The following is a 20871-nucleotide window of genomic DNA, read 5'->3' as shown; positions in this document are numbered from 1 at the left end:
CACCGTTCGGCGGCTGCCGTGGAGTCGGCCGGGTCTGCCGACGTAAGGTTCGGACGTGCGATTGCTCGTTACCGGCGGAGCCGGATTCATCGGTGCGAATTTCGTCCAGCAGACCGTCGCCGAGCGGCCCGACGCCACCGTCACCGTGCTCGACGCGCTGACCTACGCGGGCAACCGAGCCTCGCTCGCCCCGGTGGCCGACCGGATCGACTTCGTGCACGGCGACATCGCCGACCTCGACCTGGTCGACGAACTGGTGAGCGGTGTCGACGCCGTCGTGCACTTCGCCGCCGAATCGCACAACGACAACTCCCTCGCCGAGCCGTGGCCGTTCGTGCAGACCAACATCGTCGGCACCTACTCGCTGTTGCAGGCCGTGCGCAGGCACGACGTGCGCTACCACCACGTCTCCACCGACGAGGTCTACGGCGATCTGACCGCCGAGCAGCCGCCGTTCACCGAGACCACGGCCTACAACCCGTCCAGCCCGTACTCGGCGACCAAGGCCTCGAGCGATCTGCTGGTGCGCGCCTGGACCCGCTCGTTCGGGGTCCGCGCGACGATCTCCAACTGCAGCAACAACTACGGCCCGTACCAGCACGTGGAGAAGTTCATCCCGCGCCAGATCACCAACCTGATCGACGGTGTGCGGCCCCGCCTGTACGGCGCCGGGCACCAGATCCGGGACTGGATCCACGTGCACGATCACAACCGCGCGGTCTGGGACATCCTCGAGCGCGGCCGGATCGGGCAGACCTATCTGATCGGCGCGAACGGGGAATTGGACAACAAGTCCGTCGTGCGGATGCTGCTCGAGGCGTTCGGCCGCGATCCCGACGACTTCGATCACGTCACCGATCGGCCCGGCCACGACCAGCGCTACGCGATCGACGCCACGCTGCTGCGCACCGAACTCGGCTGGACTCCGCGCTACGCCGACTTCCGCGCCGGACTGGCCGCCACCATCGACTGGTACCGCGCCAACGAATCCTGGTGGCGCCCGATGAAAGCCGCGACCGAGCGGGCTTACGCCGCCGCGGGGGAGCAGACCCTCACCCGGGTGCCGGGCACGGACTGAGCCTCGGCGGGGCTCAGCCCCAGACGATGCTGTGGTACTTCACCACCGTCGCCACCAGCGCGACCGTCGTCGCGGCCACCACCGTCAGGCCGGGCCCCCAGGTGGGGGTGCGGCCCCGCGCGTCGGTGAGCCGCCACGGCATCCAGCGCAGCAGCACCGCGCAGCCCGTCAGCGCCAGCGGCACGAAGTAGCGGCCCTGCACGCCGTCGATGATGTAGAAGCCCACCGGCGTGAACGACATGTAGAGCGTCACGTAGATCATCGCCACGCTGGCGGCCACGGTGAGCGCCACCAGCAGCGTGCGGCGTGTGGTCGCGGCGGCGCCGTCCATCCGGTCGCCGATGCCCAGGCTCACCGCCAGCGCCAGCAGACAGCCCAGCACCGCCAGCGCGGGCACATCGATGTAGGCGAAGCCCAGTTCGCCGAAGAACTGGGTGAACCAGCGCTGGTCGCGGTAGACGATGCTGTCGCGGAAGACGCCGAGGAAGCGGAACGGATCGCCGAGGATCTCGCCCAGCTGTTCGTCGGGTTTCACCGTGTACCACTGGTGGCGCGGGCGCATCAGGCTCATGCCGTCGCCGGTGGGCGCGGCGATCTTCATCCAGATCGCGAACGCCACCGCGCCGGTGCCCGCGAACACCCACGGGATCAGCCTGCGCCAGTCGAAGCCGGTGGCGGCGACCCCGCCGAAGAAGGCGAAGCGGCGCACCGGGATCAGTACCACCAGCATGGCCAGCAGCACGTAGGTCGGCTTGCTCAGCGGCAGCAGCAGCGTGGCCGCGAGCAGCGCAACGGTCTCGGCGCGGGTCAGATCGCGGCCCAGGAACAGGCCCTTGACCAGCAGCGCGGACACCAGCAGGGCGAGCGCGTTGGTCATCGTGTCGGCGGTGACGGTGCCCGCCTGGAAGATCGCGATGGGCAGCACGGCCACCGTGAACGCCAGCCACTGGATGCGGTGGGCGCGCAGCGCGTAGAGCGCGAACCCGGCCACCACCAGGTAACCGAGCAGCCCGGCCAGCCGGGTGAGCAACACGACGCCGCCGACGTCGAGACCGACCGCCTCGGCGACGCGGATGCCCACGGCGGCCGGCACGTAGGCCACCGGCGAGTAGGCGGCGGTGTTGGTGAACCAGATCGGGCGCAGCTCGGTGCCGATGTCGGCCGAGCGCAGCCGTTCGTAGGCGCCCGGGTCGGCCACCATCGCGCCCGGCTCCTCCGGGTTCTCCTGGTAGTCGTGGAAGGCGTAACCCATCAGGTCGTCGATGCCGGGCGGGATCACGCCGCCGTAGGCAACGCCGCGGTCGTCCTCGATCTCGGTGGGCAGGAACCCGCCGTGGGCGACCTGGTAGGCGCGGCCGAACTGGGTGATCTCGTCGTGGCCCCAGAACGGCGGGGTGATGACGGCGAACACCGCGCCGAACAGCGTCGCCAGCAGGGCGAAGGCCAGGGTGGCGCCGCCGAACCGCCGATGTGCGCGGCGCGCGAACGCCCGGATCGGGGCGGTCCGTCCGGCGGGTTCCGTTGCCGCGCCGGTCGTTTCGACGGTGGTCCTCGCCGCGTGCGTGCTCGTCGTGTCGGCCGTGGCCGAGTCGACCGTCGTCGGGTCGGTGGTCGTCGGGTCGGTGGTCGTCGCCGCGTCGGCACCGGACTCGGACCGGTCGCGGCCGGTCACGGTGGATGGGGTGCCGGACGTGGTGCCGGACGTCGTGTCGGACGTCGTGTCGGACTCGGAATCGCCGGAGTCGGTGGCGGTGTTGCGGTCGGCGGAGGTCGTCACCGCGCGGTCCCGTCACCGCGTAGCCCGCGCTCGCGCACCTGCCCGTCGGCCGGCTCGTCCGCGCCGACCGCCGAATACCGCAGGTACACAAGGCGAGACGCCTCGTGCCGGGAGCGGCGGATGCCGTCGAGGATGAGCCCGGCGGTCCAGGCCAGGCTGCCCAGCAGCAGCAGGGTGAAGCCGAGGAACAGCGTCGGGAACCGCGGCACCTCGTGCGTGCGGGTGAACTCGATGACGATCGGCACCGTGAGCACGACCGACAGCAGCCAGGCCAGCGAGCCGAACAGGCCGTAGAACGCCACCGGGCGTTCGTGCCTGGCCAGGCCGATGATCAACGCCAGGATCTTGAAACCGTCGTGGTAGGTGCGCAGCTTGCTCTCGCTGCCCGCGGGCCGGTCCCGGAAGCCGACCGGGACCGAGGTCTGCGGCACCCGCAGGTGCAGCGAATGCACGGTCAGCTCGGTCTCGATCTCGAATTCCCGCGAGACCGCGGGGAAGCTCTTGACGAAGCGGCGCGAGAACACCCGGAAGCCGGAGAGCATGTCCTCGACGTTCTCGCCGAAGACCTTGCCGACCACGCCGTTGAGCACCTTGTTGCCGGTCTCGTGGCCCGCCCGGTACGCCGAGGCGCCCTCGTCCTGCTTGCGCACGCCGAGCACGTGGTCGTAGGGGCCCTCCAGCAGCGTCTTGATCATCAGCGGCGCGGCCGAGGCCTCGTAGGTGTCGTCACCGTCGATCATCAGGTAGACGTCGGCCTCGATGTCGGCGAACGCGCGGCGCACCACGTTGCCCTTGCCCTTGGTGTGCTCGTGCCGCACGATCGCGCCCGCTTCCCTGGCGCGTTCGGCGGTGCGGTCGGTGCTCAGGTTGTCGTAGACGTAGACGACGATTCCCGGCACGGCGGCCTGCAGGTCGGTGACGACCTTGGCGACGGAGGCCTCCTCGTTGTGGCACGGGACCACGGCGGCGATGCGAAGGTCGGTGGAGTCCACCCGGGTCAATCCTCATCTCGGCGGTGAAGGGGACACCGGGGAGGGTACACCGCTGGGGTACCGTCGCCGAGGTGTCCTACCCCGAGCATCCCGCCGCACCGGCCGAGAAACTCGCCGCCGCATCCGTGCCCGCGCCGGGGGACGTGCGCGCGCCGCTGAGCGCGACCCTCCTGGGCCTGCTGCGCAAGGGTGGCGGGCCGTTCCTCGTGGTCGGCGTCATCGGCTTCCTGGTCGACGCGGGCACCTACAACCTGCTGGTGTTCTGGATCGACGGCGGTGTGATGCGTCACGCTCCGCTCCCCGCCAAGATCATCTCCATCGCGCTCGCCACCGTGGTCACCTACTTCGGCAACAAGTGGTGGACCTTCGGCCACAAGCAGTCCGGCAATCCCGTCCGCGAATACCTGCTCTACGCGCTGTTCAACGCGATCGCCATCGGCCTGCAGCTCGGCTGCCTGGGCTTCTCCCGCTACGTGCTCGACCTGGCCTCACCGCTGGCCGACAACATCTCCGGCACGCTGATCGGGCAGGCGGTCGCGATGATCTTCCGGTACTGGGCCTACGACACGTTCGTGTTCACCGGGGCGGCCGAGGCCGAAGCCGAACAACAGGCCGAGGCCACCGGTCGCTGACGGGGCAGAGCCCATCATCGGTTGATATCCTCGCTGCGCCGCGCTCGGCATACCGGGGCGTGTGGTCCCGTCGGCACAAAAATGAGGAATTTCGAGGACTTCATGGACCAGTCGGCTACCCAGGCCGTTACCGAATCGAACGACCACCGCATCGCCGCCGCCGCACCGGCCGCGCTGCGGGTCGACCATCGGGCGCCGGACCGGCTGGTGCTGCAACGCGGCATCTTCACCGGCCCCTCGGCCAAGGTCAGCGACGAGCTCTACGCGGTGGTCAAGGGCAAGGCGGCACGGGAGCGGCAGACGCTGCGACTGGAGAAGGGCGCCACCGCCCACACCAACACCTACTTCGGCCGGTTCGCCGCCAGCTACTGGCAGCGCTGGACCACCGTCACCGAGGTGACCGCGACGATGACCCTGGAGGTCGGCAGGCGCGCGCGGGTGCGGTTGGTCGCCTCCGACATCGCCGGCCACCGGCGCATCATCGACACCCTCACCACCGCCGAGAGCGGCACGGTGGTGCTGAGCGCACCGCTGGACCAGTACGTCGACGGCGGCGCGCTGTGGCTGGAGTTCGACGCCGACGGCGGCGAGCTCGGCATCGCCGAGCTGGTGTGGACCGCGCCCGCTCCCGAACGGGTGCGCCCGGTCGCCATCGCCATCTGCACGTTCAACCGGGCCGCCGACTGCGCCGAGACCGTGGCCGCGCTGGCCGCCGACCCCACCGTGTTGGCCGCCATCGACGCGGTCTACGTCGTGGACCAGGGCACCGACCTGGTCGCCGACCGGCCCCGCTTCCGCGAGGTCGAGCCCGCCTTCGGCGACAAGCTGCGCTACATCCGCCAGCCCAACCTGGGCGGCGCGGGCGGGTTCACCCGCGGCCTGTACGAGGTGTCGGCGGTCAACGAGCACGCCGACGTCATCCTGATGGACGACGACATCCTCTGTGAGCCGGAAACGGTGTTGCGGCTCAACGCCTTCGCCAACCTCACCGTGGAGCCGACGCTGGTCGGCGCGCAGATGCTGTTCCTGCTCAACCCCGACTACCTCAACGTCGGGGCCGAGGAGGTGCACCTGCACGAACTGCGCCACGGCCAGAAGGTGCCCAAGGCGCTGCGCAACACCAGCATGCTGAAGAAGAACCAGGAGCGCCGCGTCGACGCCGGCTACAACGCCTGGTGGACCTGCCTGATCCCGGCCGAGGTGGTCGCGAAGATCGGCCTGCCGATCCCCATCTTCTTCCAGTGGGACGACGTCGAGTACGGCCTGCGGGCCCGCGAGCACGGCTTCGTCACCGTGACCCTGCCCAACGCGGCGGTCTGGCACGCGGACTTCTACTGGAAGGACTACGACGACTGGGCGCGCTACTTCAGCACCCGCAACTCCCTGATCGTCGGCGCCATGCACACCGACCTGGACGGCAAGGCGATCACCAAGCAGTTCTTCCGCACCATCGCCGAGCACCTGGTGGCCATGCAGTACGGCCTGGTGCACACCACCCTGCAGGGCATCGAGGACTTCCTGGAGGGTCCGAAGGTGTTGCGCGACGGCGGTGTCGCCGCGCTGGCGGCCGCCCGGGCCCAGCGCGCCGACTACCCGGAGACGATCAAGCATCCGGCCGCGAATCCGCCGGTGCCCTCGGCCGAGATCCAGGTGCGGCGGGCGGGCGGCGAGCCGAGCCGGGCGCTGCTGGTGCTGGTCAAGCGGGCGGTCAACCAGTGGTTCGGCCGCACCCAGCACGGCCTGATCGGGGTCACCCGGGAGGACGCGCACTGGTGGCACGTCTCGCTGTTCGACCACGTGGTGGTCACCGATGCCTCCCAGTCCGGCGTCCGGGTCCGGCGGCGCGACAAGGCGCGCGCCCGCGCCCTGCTGCTGCGCACCGTCCGCGTGCTGCGGCGGTTGCGCCGCGAACTGCCCGCCCTGCAGGAGCAGTACCGCGCCGCCATGCCCGAACTCACCAGCCGCGCCAACTGGGAACGCCTCTACGGCATCGGCGCGGGCGAGCGGTCCTGAGACCTACAGGAACAGGTCGGTGGTGAGCGGGCCGTCGCCCGGCACCACCCGGTACTTGTCCAGGTCGGTGATGCCGTGTGCGGCCAGCACCTCGTCGTCGATGAAGAAGTTGCCGGTGGTCTTCGCGGCGTCCGCGGTGAGCACCAGGTAGGCGGCATCGGCGTAGATGTCGGGGGTGCGCGAGGTGGCCACCATCTCCTCGCCGCCGAGCAGGTTGCGCACCGCGGCGGTGGCGATGGTGGTGCGCGGCCACAGCGAGTTGACGCCGATGCCGTCGTTCTTCAGTTCCTCGGCCAAGCCCAGGGTGGTGAGCGACATCCCGTACTTGGCGATGGTGTAGCCGAGTGAGGCGCCCGCCCACTTGGGGTCCAGGTTCAGCGGCGGCGAGAGGGTCAGGATGTGCGGGTTGCGGCCCGCCCGCGCCGATTCCCGCAGGTGCGGCAGGCACAGCTTGGACAGCAGGAAGCTGCCGCGGCAGTTGATGTCCTGCATCAGGTCGTACTTCTTCATCGGCAGCGCGTCGGTGGGGGACAGGTCGATCGCCGAGGCGTTGTTGACCACGAGATCGATGCCGCCGAAGCGCGCGACCGTCGCGTCCACCGCCTGCTGCACCGACTCGTCGCTGCGGATGTCGCCGACGAAGGGCAGCACCTGCCCGCCCGCGGCCTCGAGTTCGGCGGCGGCGGTGTGGATGGTGCCGGGCAGCTTGGGGTGCGGCTGATCGGTCTTGGCGATGAGGGTGATGGCGGCGCCGTCGGCGGCGGCGCGCTTGGCGATCTCGAGCCCGATGCCCCTGCTGCCGCCGGACATGATCATCGTCTTGCCGGCGAGCGGCTTGTTCTCCGTCATCGACCTGCTCCTTCGTCGTCGGCATCCGAGCCCGGACGCGCTGTCGTGTCGCGGCGCCTGGCCGCGGCGGTCACCGTCCTCACGGTAGAGGCAAGTCCGCCGCTATGCAACTAGTTGCATAGCGTTCGCTGAGAAAGGGCACCGGAGGGTCTCCGATGCCCCTGTTCTCAGCGCCGGTTGTCGCGTTCGCGGTACCTGCGCCGCTGTTCCTTCACGATGCCGCGCCAGGCCCGATCACGCTCGGCCTGTAGCCGCTTGTCGGTACGCGCCGCCATCCAGGCGTTCTCCTTGGCCAGCTTGCGGTAGCTGGCCAGCCGCCGGGCGGTGAGCACACCGGCCTCGATGGCCTCGCGCACCGCGCACCCCGGTTCGGCTTCGTGCGCGCAATCGGAGAACCGGCAGCGCGCCGCCAGCTCCTCGATGTCGCTGAAGGTACGGCCGATGCCCTCGGCCGCATCCCACAGGCCGACACCGCGCAGGCCGGGGGTGTCGATGAGCGTGCCACCGCCGGGCAGCGGGCGCAGCTCCCGGTGCACCGTGGTGTGCCTGCCCTTCTTGTCGGCCGCGCGAACCTCGTTGGTGGCGAACACCTCCCGGCCCAGCAGTGCGTTGGCCAGGGTGGATTTGCCCGCACCGGAAGGGCCGAGCAGCGCGACCGTCCCGTCGAGCACCGCGGTGAGCACGTCCAGCCCGATCTCGGCACTGGCGCTCACCCCGAGCACCGTGGCGCCCGGCGCGATCGCCCGCACCTCGTCGAGCGGGACATGTTCGGCCGCATCGGCTTTGGTGAGCACGACGACCGGCTGGGCGCCGCTCTCCCAGACCAGCGCGAGCATCCGTTCGATCCGGCCCAGGTCCACGTCGCCGTCGGCGGCCGTGCAGATCAGCACGGTGTCGACATTGGCGGCCAGCACCTGGCCCTCCGAACGCCCGGACGCCGCCGAGCGCACGATGGCGGTGTGGCGCGGCAGCAGCGCGCGCACCTCGCCGCGGGCGTCCACACTCACCCAGTCACCGGTGCACAGTCCGCTGACCTCGGAGTCCGCGCGCGGGCAGCGGGCCCGCGCCGGACCGGTGGGGGTGACGACATCGCATTCGCTGCGATCCATCCGAACGACCCGGGCCGGCACGCAGTCCGGGTCGATGAGCGCCGCGTACCGCGCGGCAACGGGCTCGGTCCAGCCGTAGGGGACCAGCAGGTCGTGGTCGACCATGATGGGAAGAATCCATTCGTCGGGCGCCGAACCCGACGGCGGGTTCAGCGAGGGGAGTTCGAGGGGGAGAACGGCATGGCAGCGGCCGACACGGCCCGCCGCCCGGCAATCCGGACGACCGTCACGCGCTCCACCTCCTCATCCACATCTCGCTGGTGACCCGAACACTCTCGCACGCGGCCGACCCGGCCCGCAACGTATTTTCCCGGCGACTTCTCCCCGGCGACCGATCGCCTCAGTCCGGCTTGCCGAACTGCTCGTGCCTGCCCAGCGAGCGCAGATGGAACCACTCGCGCAGGCCCGCCGGATCCCGCCGGGTCACCAGGAAGAACCAGGAGAAGCGAATCCACTCCTGCGGCAACAGCTTCCGCATGCCCGGCTGCGCCATCAGGTAGCCGCGGTTGCGATAGGTGAAGTAGCGCTTGACCGGGTCGTCCGGGTACTGGGTGTGCATCCGCCCGCCCAGGATCGGTTTGAACTCGGCGGCGCCGTTGGGATGCAGGTACGCCGTCTGCAGGCAGGTGCCGAACGGCAGGCCGGAACGCACCAGGCGCCGGTGTACCTCCACCTCGTCGCCGCGTACGAACAGGCGCAGGTCGGGCACGCCGATCACGTCCACCGCCGCCGCGGAGATCAGCGCTCCGTTGAACAGCGAGGCGATCCCGGGCAGGAAATCCTCCTCGCCGAGTTCGGAGCGCAACCGCCGCCACACCACTCCGCGGCGCAGCGGGAAAGCCAGCCGGTCCGGCTCGTCGATGTCGCACACCACCGGCGAGACCTCGGCCAACCCGTGCCGGGCAGCGCAGTCGAGCAGGGTCGACAGCACGTCGGGGCCCTCCGGGCGGCCGTCGTCGTCGGCCAGCCACACCCAGTCCGCCCCGATCGTCAACGCGTGCAGGATGCCGAGCGCGAAACCGCCCGCCCCACCGAGGTTGTGCGCCGAGCCCAGGTAGGTGGTCTCCACCGGCTGCTGGTCCACCAGTTCGGCGACCTCGGCCTCGTTGCCGTTGTCCACCACGATGAGGTGGTCGATCGGCCGGGACTGCGAGGTCAGCACCTTCAGCGATTCGGCGAGCAGCTCCCGCCGCTTGTGGGTGACCACCACCGCGACGATCCTGGCATCGGGACCGGTGCCCGCCGGCTCGGGACGCTCGCGCGTTTCTTCCGGCCCCTGACCGCTCATGTTGCGTTCTGCTCCAGTTCTCTCTCGTCCGCGGATCCCTCCGCGCGGCCCGCCCGCTCGGCAGCCATCTCCCGCAGCACCGTGGCCACGTGATTGCCCGCGTCGGGCCCTTCGTAGGCGCGCACCACTTCCTCGATGCCGCCGCGCAACCGGATCTGGCCGTGATCGATCCACAGCGCGGAATCGCAGAGCTGGGCCAGGAATTCGTTGGAATGGCTCGCGAACACCAGGATGCCAGACCGCGCCACCAATTCCTGCAGGCGCAGCCGGGCCTTCTTCATGAATTCCGCGTCGACCGCGCCGATGCCCTCGTCGAGCAACAGGATCTCCGGGTCGATGGAGGTGACCACGCCCATCGCCAGGCGCACCCGCATGCCGGTGGAGTAGGTGCGCAACGGCATGTGCAGGTATTCACCGAGTTCGGTGAAGTCGGCGATCTCGTCGATCTTCGACATCATCTGCTTGCGGGTCTGCCCTAGGAACAACCCGCGGATGATGATGTTCTCGTAGCCGGAGATCTCCGGGTCCATGCCGACGCCGAGGTCGAATACCGGCGCGACCCGGCCGCGGATGCGCGCGCTGCCGCGCGAGGGTTCGTAGATCCCCGACAGCAGGCGCAGCAGCGTCGACTTGCCCGCGCCGTTGTGGCCGACCAGCCCGATCCGATCGCCTTCCCGCAACGACAGATTGATGTCGCGCAGCGCCTCGACCACGACCACGTCGGACTGATTGCGCCCGATCGCCCCGCCCGCCTTGCCGAGGAACGCCTTCTTCAGCGAGCGCGACTTGGCGTCGAAGATCGGGAACTCCACCCACGCCTGGTGGGTATCGATACTCACACGGCTCATGTGCGGCTCCTATACCCAGTACGGCACGCGGGAACGGTATTGCTTCATGGCGAACACCGCGACGATCCAGCCCACCACGGTGATCGCCCCGACGATCACCCAGTGCCGCAGCGCCTGCGGTTCGCCCAGCAGCGGTGCGCGCACGATCTCGAGGTAGTGGAAGGTGGGGATGATCTCCACCAGCCGGGCGCGTTCGCTGCCGGTGCCGATCTGATCCTCGAGCGTCTTGGTGGTCCACATCACCGGCGTCAGCACGAACAGCATCAGCGTCATGCTGCCCAGGATCGGGGCGATGTCGCGGTAACGGGTGCTGAAGATGCCGAACACGATCGACACCCACATGGAGTTGAGGAAGATCAGCCCGATCGCGGGCAGCGCGAGCAGACTGGACCAGCCCAGGTTCTCCCACACCCCGAACGCGGCCAGCAGCACCAGATAGATCACCAGGTTGTGGGCGAAGAACAGCATCTGCCGCCAGACCAGCCGGTAGACGTGCACGCTCAGCGCCGAGGGCAGCTGTTTGATCAGGCCCTCGTTGGCGATGAACACGTCGGAGCCCTCGAGGATGCTGGCGGAGATGACGTTCCAGACGATGAGGCCGACGGTCACATAGGGCAGGTATTCGCGCAGCGGCTGGCCGAGCAGTGTCGCGTAGAGGATGCCCATGGCCGCGGCCTGCACGCCGGTGGCGATGGTGATCCAGAACGGGCCGAGCACCGAGCGGCGATAGCGCTGCTTGATGTCCTGCCAGCCGAGCGAGAGCCATAGTTCCCGCTGCCCGAACCCGTCGCGCATGTCGCGGAAGGCGCGTCGGAAGGTCTGTGAATCGGACACGATGGGCTCCGATGGCACGTGGGTGGTCTCGACCTCGTCGGCGGGCGCCGTCGACACGGCGGTGTTCACCGGAGTCTCCTCGGCAGAACGCACCGAGCTCTCCTCTGATTGCACTTGGCTCTCTTCAGGACGCACCGAGCTCACTTCGGAGTCGGGACGAGCAGCAGCGGCGGGCACGGTGCACGACACTACCCCCGCGCCCTGCGCCGCGGCCCGATTGGTCCATCACCGACCGGGCCGATTTTCCCGGTTCCACCGGGTCACAGGTACTGGCCGGAGCCGCCCGTGTGGTGCTGGTCGCCGCGGGCCACCCGCGGATCGGCGATCTGCACACCCGCGGGCAGGGCGCCTTGACGCATCTGCTCGAGCTGGGCCCGCGCGGCCATCTGCTGGGCGAACAGCGCGGTCTGGATGCCGTGGAACAGCCCTTCCAGCCAGCCGACCAGCTGGGCCTGGGCCACCCGCAGCTCGGCGTCCGAGGGCACCGCCTCGTCGGTGAACGGCAAGGTCAGCCGCTCGAGCTCGGCGCGCAGTTCGGGGGCGAGGCCCTGTTCGAGCTCGCGCACCGAGGAGCGGTGGATCTCCTTGAGCCTGCTGCGGCTGGCGTCGTCGAGGGGAGCGGCGCGCACCTCCTCGAGCAGCTGCTTGATCATGGTCCCGATGCGCATCACCTTGGCGGGCTGCTCGACCATGTCGGCCAGCGATTCGCCCTGTTCCTCGCGCTCGTCGGCCTCGCCCTTCGCCGCGTCCTCGGCGTCCGCCGGTGCGGTGCGGTGGTTGCCCGCCTCGGCCGGGACGACCAGCGGCCGCCCGTCGGGGCCGACCACGACGATGGAATCGGGTGTCTCCTCCGAATGCGTCATGACCCCCATCATGTCGTGTTGTCGCCGGACGCGCTAAACCTCCCGCGTGCGCGGGTGCGCGCCGGAGGTTCGCCAGGCCGCTGCCGGGGCCGGCGGCGGCCGATTATCCTGTTCGGGTCCGTGTGGTTCGGATTTGCTGAAAGTCGGTTGCCATGCTGATTCCCGGGTCGCCCCGTTCCGGCCGGTCGGTGCACGACCGCGCCCGGACAGCGCGCGGTGCCGCCCGCCTGATCCGAGCCGTGCCGGTCGGGAACACGGTTACGCGGCCCCGGCCCCTGCCCTTAGAGTGGCCGATATGACTTACGACGTCGCGAGGGTTCGGGGCCTGATACCGTCCCTGGGCGACGGCTGGATCCATCTCGATCCACAAGCGGGGATGCTCGTCCCGGACGTGGTCTCGCGCGCCGTGTCGACCGGCTTCCGCACCGCGTCGTTCTCCCATCTCGGCCGCAACAACGCCGCGCGCCGCAGCGCCGCCATCCTCGATGCCGCCCGCGAGGCGGTCGCCGACCTGGTCGGCGGCGATCCGGCCGGTGTCGTCCTCGGCCCCGACCGGGCGGTGCTGCTTGCCTGGCTCGCCGAGTCGCTCAGCTCGCGGCTCGGCCTCGGCACCGGGATCGTGCTGTCGCGGCTGGACGACGAGGCCAACGTCGCGCCGTGGCTGCGCATCGCCAACCGCTACGGCGCGCATGTGCGCTGGGCGGAGGTGGAGATCGAGACCTGCGAGATGCCGTCGTGGCAGTTCGAGGAACTGATCGGCCCCACCGCCCGGTTGGTCGCCCTGACCGCCGCCTCGCCGATCGTGGGCTCCGCGCCCGCGGTGCGGGTCGCCGCCGACCGCGTGCACGAGGTCGGCGGGCTGTTGGTGGCCGACGCGTTCGGCGCCGCGCCGTACGCGCTCATCGACATCGACGAACTCAACGCCGACGTGGTCGCGCTCAGCGCCCCGGCCTGGGGCGGCCCGCAGATCGGCGCGCTGGTCTTCCGCGACCCGGCCTTCCTCGACCGGATCCCTTCGATGTCGCTGAATCCCTACGCCAAGGGCGCCGAACGCCTCGAGGTCGGCGGCCACCAGTACGCGCTGCTGGCCGGGCTCACCAGCTCCATCGACTTCCTCGCCGGACTCGACGACCGGGCCAGGGGCACCCGCCGCGAGCGCTTGGAGATCTCCATCACCTCGCTGCAGGACTATCACGACCAGCTGTTCGAGCACCTGATGGACACCCTCGACAAGATCCCGAATCTGACCGTGATCGGGCGGGCCTCCACCCGCATCCCGACGGTCAGCTTCACGATCGCGGGGATGCAGGCGGAGAAGGTCGCCGCCACCCTGGCCGACGCCCGCATCAGCACGCTCAGCGGCGTGCACGGCGGCAGCCGCCTGCTCGACGCGCTCGGCGTCAACGACGAGGGCGGTGCGGTGACCGTCGGCCTCGCGCCCTACACGACGCGGTTCGAGATCGATCAGCTCGGCCGCGCCCTGGCCGCGCTGGACTGAGCCGGGCGGCTCACTCCTCGCGCACGCGCAGCACCACCTTGCCGAAGGCCCGCGAGGAATCCAGCACGCGATGCGCTTGCGCGGCGTCGGCGATGTCGAATTCGGCGTGGATCACCGGCACCACCGCGCCGTCGGCCACCAGCGGCCACAGGTGCCTGCGCACCTCGGCGATGATCTCCGCCTTGCTGCCGGTGCCGGTGGCGGGCCGGTTGCGCACGTTGGTGGCATGCACACTGCCCCATTTGCCCAGCAGCGCACCGACGTTCAGTTCGCCTCTGACCCCGCCCTGCATCCCGATGATCACCAGGTGTCCGTGCGGCGCGAGGGCGGCGACGTTGCGCGTGAGGTAGGCCGCGCCCATGTTGTCGAGGATGATGTCGGCGCCGGCCGCGCCCGCACCCGATTCCTGCGCGCGCACCACCTCGACGAAATCCTGTTCCCGGTAGTTGATCAGCACGTCCGCGCCCAGTTCGCGGCAGCGCTCCAGCTTCTCGGCCGATCCCGCCGTCACCGCCACCCGCGCGCCGCGCTGCCGCGCGACCTGGATGGCGTGGGTGCCGATGCCGCTGCCGCCACCGTGGATCAGCACCAGTTGCCCGGCGTGCAGACCGGCCGTCATCACCAGGTTCGACCACACCGTCGCCGCGACCTCGGGCAGGCCGGCCGCCGCGGCCAGGTCCATCCCGTCGGGCACCGGCAGCACCTGGGTGGCGGGCACCACCACGCGTTCGGCGTAACCGCCGCCGGAGAGCAGCGCGCACACCCGGTCGCCCACCTGCCACTCGCGCACACCCTCGCCCACCTCGGCGACGACGCCGGAGCACTCCAGGCCGAGGATGTCGCTCGCACCCGCGGGCGGTGGGTAGTTGCCCTGCCGTTGCAGCAGGTCGGCGCGGTTCACCCCGGCCGCGACCACGTCGATCAGCACTTCGCCGTGGCCGGGCACGGGATCGGCCGCCTTGCCCCACACCAGCACCTCGGGTCCACCGAATCCGTTCAGTTCGATCGCACGCATGCCCCCATACTGCTCCGCGCCACCGCCGGGCACAGCCCGTACCCCGATGGCGGTGCGGCAGCCGCATTTCCGCGCGGGTTGCTGCGCGCGCCGGGGCGAGGGACTAGCGTTCCCGGCGTGAGCAGCTTCATCGACTTCCAGAACGAGATCTACCTGGCCGGTCTGGGTGGTCGGATCCCCGAATTGCCGATGACCCCCGAGGGTTTGGAGGAGCGCGCCCGCGAGGTGCTCGGCGCGTCCGAATTCGCCTACGTCGCGGGCAGCGCATCCTCCGGTCGCACCGCCGCCGCCAACAGGGCGGCCTTCGACCGTTACCGGATCGTCCCGCGGATGCTGCGCGGTGCCACCGGCCCCGGCAACCGTGACCTGTCGACGGAGGTGCTCGGCACCCGGCTCGCCGCGCCGGTGCTCACCGCGCCCATCGGCGTGCTCGAACTCATGCGGCCCGGCGGCGAGGTGACCGTCGCGGAGGTCACCAAGGAACTCGGCATCGGCTCGGTGCTCTCGACCGCCTCCTCCAGCACCATCGAGGAGGTCGGCGCCGCCGCGGGGGACTGGTGGTATCAGCTGTACTGGCCCGCCGACCACGACCTGGCCCGCTCCTTCGTCGAGCGCGCCGAGCGGGCAGGCGCGAAGGCGATCATGGTCACCGTCGACACCCCGAGCCTCGGCTGGCGTCCGCAGGACCTCGAGCTCGCGCACCTGCCGTTCCTGGTCGGCAAGGGCATCGCCAACTATCTCTCCGACCCGGTGTTCCGCGCCAAGCTGCCCTCGCCGCCGGAGGAGAGCGAGGACGCCATGCGGATCGCGATCCTCACCTGGGTGGGCCTGTTCGGCAACCACACCCTGCGCCCGGCCGACATCGCCCGGCTGCGCGAATGGACCGACCTGCCGATCGCGGTGAAGGGCATCCTGCATCCCGACGACGCCCGCGCGGTGATCGACGCGGGCGCCGACGGCGTGGTGGTCAGCAACCACGGTGGCCGTCAGGTGGACAACTCGATCGCCGCGCTGGACGCGCTGCCCGCGGTGGTCTCGGCGATCGGTGACCGCGCCGACGTGCTCTTCGACTCCGGCATCCGCACCGGCTCGGATGTGCTCGTGGCGCTGGCGCTGGGCGCCAAGGCCGTGCTGTTCGGCCGCCCCTACGCCTACGGTCTCGGCATCGCGGGGCGCGCGGGCGTGCACCATGCGCTGCGGCTACTGTTGGCCGACTTCGACTCGGCGATGGGGTTGTGCGGCTGCACGAGCGCGGCGGCGCTGGATCGCTCGCTCATCGCCACGCCGCACTGACCGGCGCGTACCAGAGGGTCTGGTTCGACCCCGTTTTAGAATCGCGGCGTGCCCATCCCGCCGAGCGACGCCGCGCCCGCCACCGAGCCGCGCTGGCTGAGTCCGGCCGAGCAGCGCGCCTGGCGCGCCTACATGGACGGCCACCAGCGCCTGATGGCCACCCTCAACCGGCAGCTGCTGCGCGACAGCGACCTCAGCTTCGCCGAATACCGGATCCTGGTGCTGCTGTCGGAGGCGCCCGAGCACGCCCTGCGCATGAGCGAGCTCGCCGACGGTGTGCTGTCCTCCCGCAGCAGGCTCACCCACCAGATCCGGCGCATGGAGGCCCAGGGCCTGGTCCGCCGCGCATCCTGCCCCGACGACGGCCGCGGCGTACTCGCCGAACTCACCGAGGCAGGCATGCGCAAGCTCGAATCGGCCGCCCCCGGCCACGTCGAAGCCGTCCGCCGCGACTTCATCGACCTGCTCACCCCCGAGGAACTCGCCGCCGTCCACCGGGTGTTCGCCCGCGTCGACGACACCATCGGCGCCCGCGAAGAGTGAGCGGTTAGGATCGGGGCACTGGAGACGTGGCAGAGCGGCCGATTGCACTCGCCTTGAAAGCGAGCGTCGCGAGAGCGACCGGGGGTTCAAATCCCTCCGTCTCCGCTCACTTTTCCCCTCGCCCGTCGCGCGCGGACCGGGCGTGCTGGGTACCGTTCGACAGATCGGTATCCGGTGACGAGCAGGGGTTGTGACATGCGCAGTGTGCTCGGCATGGTGGCCGCGGTCGTCGCGTTGCACGTGATCGGCTGGGGCACACTGCTGTTGTTCGTGGTCCCCGGCCATCATGTGGTGCAGGGCGCGGTGTTCGGCGTCGGCCTCGGCGTCACCGCCTACACCCTCGGCATGCGGCACGCCTTCGACGCCGACCACATCGCCGCCATCGACAACATCACCCGCAAACTCACCGCCGAACACCCCGGCCGCAGAGTGCACAGCGTCGGATTCTGGTTCGCGCTCGGCCATTCCAGCGTGGTCTTCGCCCTCGTCGCGCTGATCGCGTTCGGCGTGCGTGCCCTGGCCCGCAACCTCGAAGACGACGGCTCCGCCCTGCAACAGTGGACCGGCCTGTGGGGCACCAGCGTCTCCGGCCTGTTCCTCATCACCATCGGCCTGCTGAATCTGGTCTCCCTGCTTGCCATCTGGCGGGTGTTCCGGCGCATGCGCCGCGGCGAGTACGACGAGGCCCGCCTCGAGCGCGCCCTCGACGACCGCGGCCTGCTCAACCGCATCCTCGCCCCCGTCGTCCGCCTGGTCCGCGCACCCTGGCACATGTACCCCGTCGGGCTGCTGTTCGGCCTCGGCTTCGACACCGTCACCGAAGTCGGCCTGCTCGTCATCGCCGGCGGCGCCGCCGCCACCGACCTCCCCTGGTATTCGATCCTGGTCCTGCCCGTCCTGTTCTCCGCGGGCATGACCCTGTTCGACTCCCTCGACGGCTCCTTCATGACCCACGCCTACGACTGGGCCTTCGCCCAACCGGTCCGCAAGATCTACTACAACCTCGTCGTCACCGGCTTGTCCGTCGCGGTGGCCCTCCTCATCGGCGGCCAGGAGATCATCTCCATCTTCGTCGAGCGGCTGGACATCGAATCCGGCCTGATCGCCTGGATCGGCCACCTGGACATCGGCGAGCTGGGGTACATCATCGTGGGATTGTTCGTCGCGACCTGGGCGGTGGCGTATGCGGTGTGGAGGTTGGGCCGACTGGACCAACGGTGGTCGGACCGCTTGGTGCGGTGAGCCCCCACCGGTGCCCCGTGCGGATCGCGATAGCGCAACTGCCCGCTCGAACCAACGAGGACCGAGCACTGCCCATCGAGAACGCCCTGGTGGTTATGGACGGGGCGACCTCGCATCATCCGGGCATCCCACCGGCCTCGGAATACGTCGACGCCCTCGGCGCCGCGCTCGCCCAGCACCTCATCCCCGATGCGCAGCTCCCACCCGCTCTGGCCGATGCCATCCGGGACACAGCGCGCGCACTCGGCCTCGCGCCGGGCCGGTCGCCGTCGAGCACTGTCGCGATCGTGCGCATCGCTGTGGACACGGTGTCCGTGCTGCTCCTGGGCGACACCACGGTGATCGTCGGCAGGACCGACGGCAGCCACGAGATCCACACCGACGACCGGCTGGGCGCTCTCGGCATCCCCCAGGCGGCCGAGTACCGGCGCCGGTTGGCGCACGGCTCCGGCTACGACGATGTGCATCGCCGGCTTCTCCGCGAACTGCAAGAGCGGCAGCGAGAACAGCGAAATCGCCCGGGCGGGTATTGGATCGCCGAAGCCGACCCGTCGGCGGCGGCCCACGCCATCCGGCTCGATATTCCGCGGAACTCGGTCTCCTGGCTCGTCGCCGCCACCGACGGTGCCCGTGAACCGATTCAATCGCTCGGCATCCCGTGGACCGATATTGCCCAGCAGTCAGCCGACGAACTCGGCGCGCTACTCCGGACGTGCCATTCCTGGGAAGCGGAAACCGACCCCGACGGCCGCATACTCCCTCGGTCGAAACGACACGACGACAAAACTCTCGCGGTGGTTCGTCTGTAGCTGAGCGGGGCGGAATGCACTGCGATCAAGAATTCCTGGCTACGACCGAGCCGTGACCGCTCGAGACCCGCTGCCTCCCCGAGAATGGGCCGGGTCAAGGCTGGTCCGCGGTGACCTGCCGGTGCTCGTACCAGATTCCCGGGACTACCGATCCGTTCGGCAACGCGTGCTCGCGCCGGCCGGTTTCCGTCGCCCCGATCCGGTCGCAGATGCGCTGCACCGCGAGATTCGTCTCGGCCGTACCGATTTCGACGGTGGCGAAACCGGCGTCGTGGATCGCCGCCACCAGCGCGGCAACAGCTTCGCCCGCGTAACCGGCGCGGCGGTGTCGTGGGCCGATCCACCAGCCGAGAGTTTGCGAGGAAGGATCGTCGACACGCGGGTGCACACCCCCGCCGCCTACCAGGGCCCCGTCCGACCGCGCCTCGAATACCAGAAGGCCGGGAGTCGGATGGCCCGCTCGCACGGCCTTCACCATGGCCCGGGCCTGCCGTTCGGTCCACCCATTCGCGGCCAGCATCTCCGCATCGATCGTGGCGGCGAGCGCGACCGCGTCCCGCGGTACCGGCGGACGCAGCAGCAACCGTGCGGATTCGACCTCTCGCAGCACGAGGTAACGCGCCCTGGTTTCCTTGTCGACGAGCCCGCTGACCTGCCACGCCCACAGTCCGCCCGCGACAAGCAGGACGCCTACGACGAGCACCACCCACAAGCCGATGAGTTCCCCAGCGGTGGATCCCGATACAACCGTCAACGCGAGCCCGAGAACCACCGCCGGACCCCCGACCGTCGCGATCCAACTCGCCAGCCCGCGCGCGACGGTACGCCAGGGCCCCTGCTGGATGGCCGCCCTGACATACGCCATCCGCCACGTGGGAAACATGCGTGAACCATATTCGACGTGCGGACGTCAGGAGCCCGGGCGCTGGGCCTGCAACATGCCGATCAACGGCACGACGCCCGCGACCCGGTGCTCCGGGCAGGTGTTCGCTCGGCTACCGCCGGGTCCAGAACCACTCGGACGGATCAACGAAACATCCCCTCCGCCGATATTCGGTGGAGGGGATGTATATGTGCGCCCGAAGGGATTCGAACCCCTAACCTTCTGATCCGTAGTCAGATGCTCTATCCGTTGAGCTACGGGCGCATGGTATTCAGTTGTTCACCCGGCGAACCGGGCTTGGCGGAGGCGAGAGGATTTGAACCTCCGGTCCCCGTGAAGGGACAACTCATTAGCAGTGAGTCCCATTCGGCCGCTCTGGCACGCCTCCTGGAGCCTTCTCTTCGAGGGCACCGGTCCTTTCGAACCGCCGAGCATGAAGGTTACAGTACCGCGCGACCAGATAACAAAACGCCTGGTCATCAGCGTAAATTGCTGTCGAACCAGTCGAAGATGCGGGTCTGGGAGTCGATGAGGACGTTCTGGTCGTCGTCATCGGAGGGGTCGTCGGCGCGGTGCCGTAGGCCGGGGTAGGTCACCACCAGGCTGGCGACCGAGGCGCGGGCGGTGGCGTCGCGGAGTTTCTCCACGTCGTCGGGAGGCGTCTCGGGGTCGTCGGCGCCGTAGAGGCCGAGCCAGGGGGCCTGGAGTTCGGGCGCGGCCTGGACGAGGGCCTCGGCCTGGTCGGTGAGCGGCTCGGTGATGCCGGGAGCGGCGACGCTGACGGCCGCGCCGATCGGGCGGTTGGTGGCGACCAGGAAGGCGGCGGTGCCCGCGTGGTCGAAGCCGAGCACGCCGATGCAGTCGGGGAAGACGCCGCGGCGGGTCAGCCAGTCGAAGCAGGCGTCGAAGTCGTCGAACAGGTCCTGCCCGAACACCTCCTGGCCCGCTTCCTCGCCGCGGTGGAACAGATTCGGGGCGACGACGGTCCAGCCCTCGTTGGAGAGCGCGCGCATGAACTCCAGCAACGAGCCGGTGAACTCTCTGGACTCGTGCAGGACCACGATCCCGCCCCGGGCATGGCCCTCCGGTTCGATCACCGTGACCGGCACACTCGCACCTGCGCCGGAGCGCTCTTCATCCTCCGCGCCGCCGCGTAGCTGGGCGACATCGTCATAAATGCCCGACATGAAACCAGCGTAGGGCGCGGGCCCGATCTTCGCGAGATATTGCCCCTGAGCGTGAATTACCCGCAACTTTTCCGGTACCGAACCGGGGCGGGACCGGCCGCTTTCCCGGGCCAACTAG

Annotated in this window: 19 protein-coding genes and 3 tRNA genes; 9 read left to right on the top strand and 13 right to left on the bottom strand. The window is 69.8% G+C overall.

The window, feature by feature from the left end:
* Positions 1-55 precede the first annotated feature (55 nt).
* Entirely contained in the window at positions 56-1078 is a 1023-nt protein-coding gene (gene rfbB, locus AMO33_RS19580; RefSeq protein WP_060593837.1) for a dTDP-glucose 4,6-dehydratase, read from the top strand.
* A 13-nt stretch (positions 1079-1091) separates the two neighbouring features.
* Here the strand turns inward: rfbB and AMO33_RS19575 are convergent, their stop codons facing one another.
* Together AMO33_RS19575 and AMO33_RS19570 are read right to left on the bottom strand one after the other, a co-directional pair.
* Positions 1092-2855, bottom strand: coding sequence for a DUF2142 domain-containing protein (locus tag AMO33_RS19575; RefSeq protein ID WP_060593836.1), 1764 nt, complete (start codon positions 2853-2855; stop codon positions 1092-1094).
* Positions 2852-3847: a glycosyltransferase gene (locus tag AMO33_RS19570; RefSeq protein ID WP_041559747.1), complete on the bottom strand. Its 996-nt coding sequence runs from the start codon at positions 3845-3847 to the stop codon at positions 2852-2854. Before AMO33_RS19570 ends, AMO33_RS19575 begins: the two co-directional genes overlap by 4 nt.
* A 71-nt stretch (positions 3848-3918) precedes the next feature.
* Here AMO33_RS19570 and AMO33_RS19565 point away from each other — a divergent pair, with 71 nt between their 5' ends.
* Both AMO33_RS19565 and AMO33_RS19560 read left to right on the top strand, forming a co-directional pair.
* A complete protein-coding gene (locus tag AMO33_RS19565; RefSeq protein WP_167547537.1) occupies positions 3919-4479 on the top strand; it encodes a GtrA family protein in 561 nt (186 codons plus the stop codon).
* 102 nt (positions 4480-4581) lie between these two features.
* A complete protein-coding gene (locus tag AMO33_RS19560) occupies positions 4582-6492 on the top strand; it encodes a glycosyltransferase (RefSeq protein ID WP_060595051.1) in 1911 nt (636 codons plus the stop codon).
* Between the two features lie 3 nt (positions 6493-6495).
* Here the strand turns inward: AMO33_RS19560 and AMO33_RS19555 are convergent, their stop codons facing one another.
* The 6 genes from AMO33_RS19555 to AMO33_RS19530 all read right to left on the bottom strand — a co-directional run bounded on the left by AMO33_RS19555 (position 6496) and on the right by AMO33_RS19530 (position 12283).
* Positions 6496-7341, bottom strand: a complete 846-nt coding sequence (locus tag AMO33_RS19555) for an SDR family oxidoreductase (RefSeq protein ID WP_060593835.1) — start codon at positions 7339-7341, stop codon at positions 6496-6498.
* 167 nt (positions 7342-7508) lie between these two features.
* Entirely contained in the window at positions 7509-8555 is a 1047-nt protein-coding gene (gene rsgA / locus AMO33_RS19550) for a ribosome small subunit-dependent GTPase A (protein WP_060593834.1), read from the bottom strand.
* Between the two features lie 235 nt (positions 8556-8790).
* Positions 8791-9738, bottom strand: coding sequence for a galactofuranosyltransferase GlfT1 (gene glfT1, locus AMO33_RS19545; protein WP_220275726.1), 948 nt, complete (start codon positions 9736-9738; stop codon positions 8791-8793).
* Positions 9735-10586, bottom strand: coding sequence for a galactan export ABC transporter ATP-binding subunit Wzt/RfbE (gene wzt / locus AMO33_RS19540; protein ID WP_011206747.1), 852 nt, complete (start codon positions 10584-10586; stop codon positions 9735-9737). Before wzt ends, glfT1 begins: the two co-directional genes overlap by 4 nt.
* Positions 10587-10595: 9 nt before the next feature.
* Positions 10596-11477 carry a galactan export ABC transporter permease subunit Wzm/RfbD gene (gene wzm, locus AMO33_RS19535; protein WP_076573762.1) on the bottom strand — a complete coding sequence of 294 codons (882 nt, stop codon included), beginning with the start codon at positions 11475-11477 and terminating at the stop codon, positions 10596-10598.
* Positions 11478-11680: 203 nt separating this feature from the next.
* Positions 11681-12283 (bottom strand): bacterial proteasome activator family protein, encoded by a 603-nt coding sequence (locus AMO33_RS19530; protein ID WP_041559749.1) that lies wholly within the window; start codon positions 12281-12283, stop codon positions 11681-11683.
* Positions 12284-12578: 295 nt separating this feature from the next.
* On the opposite strand from AMO33_RS19530, the gene AMO33_RS19525 reads away from it, so the two are divergent.
* Positions 12579-13781 (top strand): cysteine desulfurase-like protein, encoded by a 1203-nt coding sequence (locus AMO33_RS19525; protein WP_060593833.1) that lies wholly within the window; start codon positions 12579-12581, stop codon positions 13779-13781.
* Between the two features lie 10 nt (positions 13782-13791).
* Here AMO33_RS19525 and AMO33_RS19520 read toward each other — a convergent pair whose 3' ends face one another.
* Positions 13792-14796: an NAD(P)H-quinone oxidoreductase gene (locus AMO33_RS19520; RefSeq protein ID WP_060593832.1), complete on the bottom strand. Its 1005-nt coding sequence runs from the start codon at positions 14794-14796 to the stop codon at positions 13792-13794.
* A 117-nt stretch (positions 14797-14913) separates the two neighbouring features.
* Between AMO33_RS19520 and AMO33_RS19515 the strand changes: the two genes are divergently transcribed.
* From AMO33_RS19515 to AMO33_RS19495, 5 genes are all read left to right on the top strand, one after another.
* A complete protein-coding gene (locus AMO33_RS19515; RefSeq protein ID WP_060593831.1) occupies positions 14914-16089 on the top strand; it encodes a lactate 2-monooxygenase in 1176 nt (391 codons plus the stop codon).
* Positions 16090-16137: 48 nt separating this feature from the next.
* A complete protein-coding gene (locus AMO33_RS19510; protein ID WP_011206753.1) occupies positions 16138-16632 on the top strand; it encodes a MarR family winged helix-turn-helix transcriptional regulator in 495 nt (164 codons plus the stop codon).
* A 20-nt stretch (positions 16633-16652) separates the two neighbouring features.
* Positions 16653-16737: transfer RNA gene (locus tag AMO33_RS19505), tRNA-Ser, on the top strand.
* 90 nt (positions 16738-16827) lie between these two features.
* Positions 16828-17874 (top strand): Nickel transporter NicT, encoded by a 1047-nt coding sequence (gene nicT, locus AMO33_RS19500; RefSeq protein ID WP_197657783.1) that lies wholly within the window; start codon positions 16828-16830, stop codon positions 17872-17874.
* Between the two features lie 95 nt (positions 17875-17969).
* Positions 17970-18683 (top strand): protein phosphatase 2C domain-containing protein, encoded by a 714-nt coding sequence (locus tag AMO33_RS19495; protein ID WP_060593830.1) that lies wholly within the window; start codon positions 17970-17972, stop codon positions 18681-18683.
* A 94-nt stretch (positions 18684-18777) separates the two neighbouring features.
* Here the strand turns inward: AMO33_RS19495 and AMO33_RS19490 are convergent, their stop codons facing one another.
* The 4 genes from AMO33_RS19490 to AMO33_RS19475 all read right to left on the bottom strand — a co-directional run bounded on the left by AMO33_RS19490 (position 18778) and on the right by AMO33_RS19475 (position 20753).
* Positions 18778-19566 carry a GNAT family N-acetyltransferase gene (locus AMO33_RS19490; RefSeq protein ID WP_011206756.1) on the bottom strand — a complete coding sequence of 263 codons (789 nt, stop codon included), beginning with the start codon at positions 19564-19566 and terminating at the stop codon, positions 18778-18780.
* 191 nt (positions 19567-19757) lie between these two features.
* A tRNA-Arg gene (locus tag AMO33_RS19485) sits at positions 19758-19830 on the bottom strand.
* 34 nt (positions 19831-19864) lie between these two features.
* Positions 19865-19954, bottom strand: a tRNA-Ser gene (locus tag AMO33_RS19480).
* A 91-nt stretch (positions 19955-20045) separates the two neighbouring features.
* On the bottom strand, positions 20046-20753 hold the full coding sequence (locus AMO33_RS19475; RefSeq protein WP_041559750.1) for a dienelactone hydrolase family protein: 708 nt from the start codon (positions 20751-20753) through the stop codon (positions 20046-20048).
* Positions 20754-20871 lie beyond the last annotated feature (118 nt).

Origin of the sequence: Nocardia farcinica, from assembly GCF_001182745.1 — a bacterium.
Lineage (GTDB): Bacteria > Actinomycetota > Actinomycetes > Mycobacteriales > Mycobacteriaceae > Nocardia > Nocardia farcinica.
The sequence above is the reverse complement of the archived record's forward strand: the minus strand, read 5'-3'. Positions and strand labels throughout refer to the sequence as shown.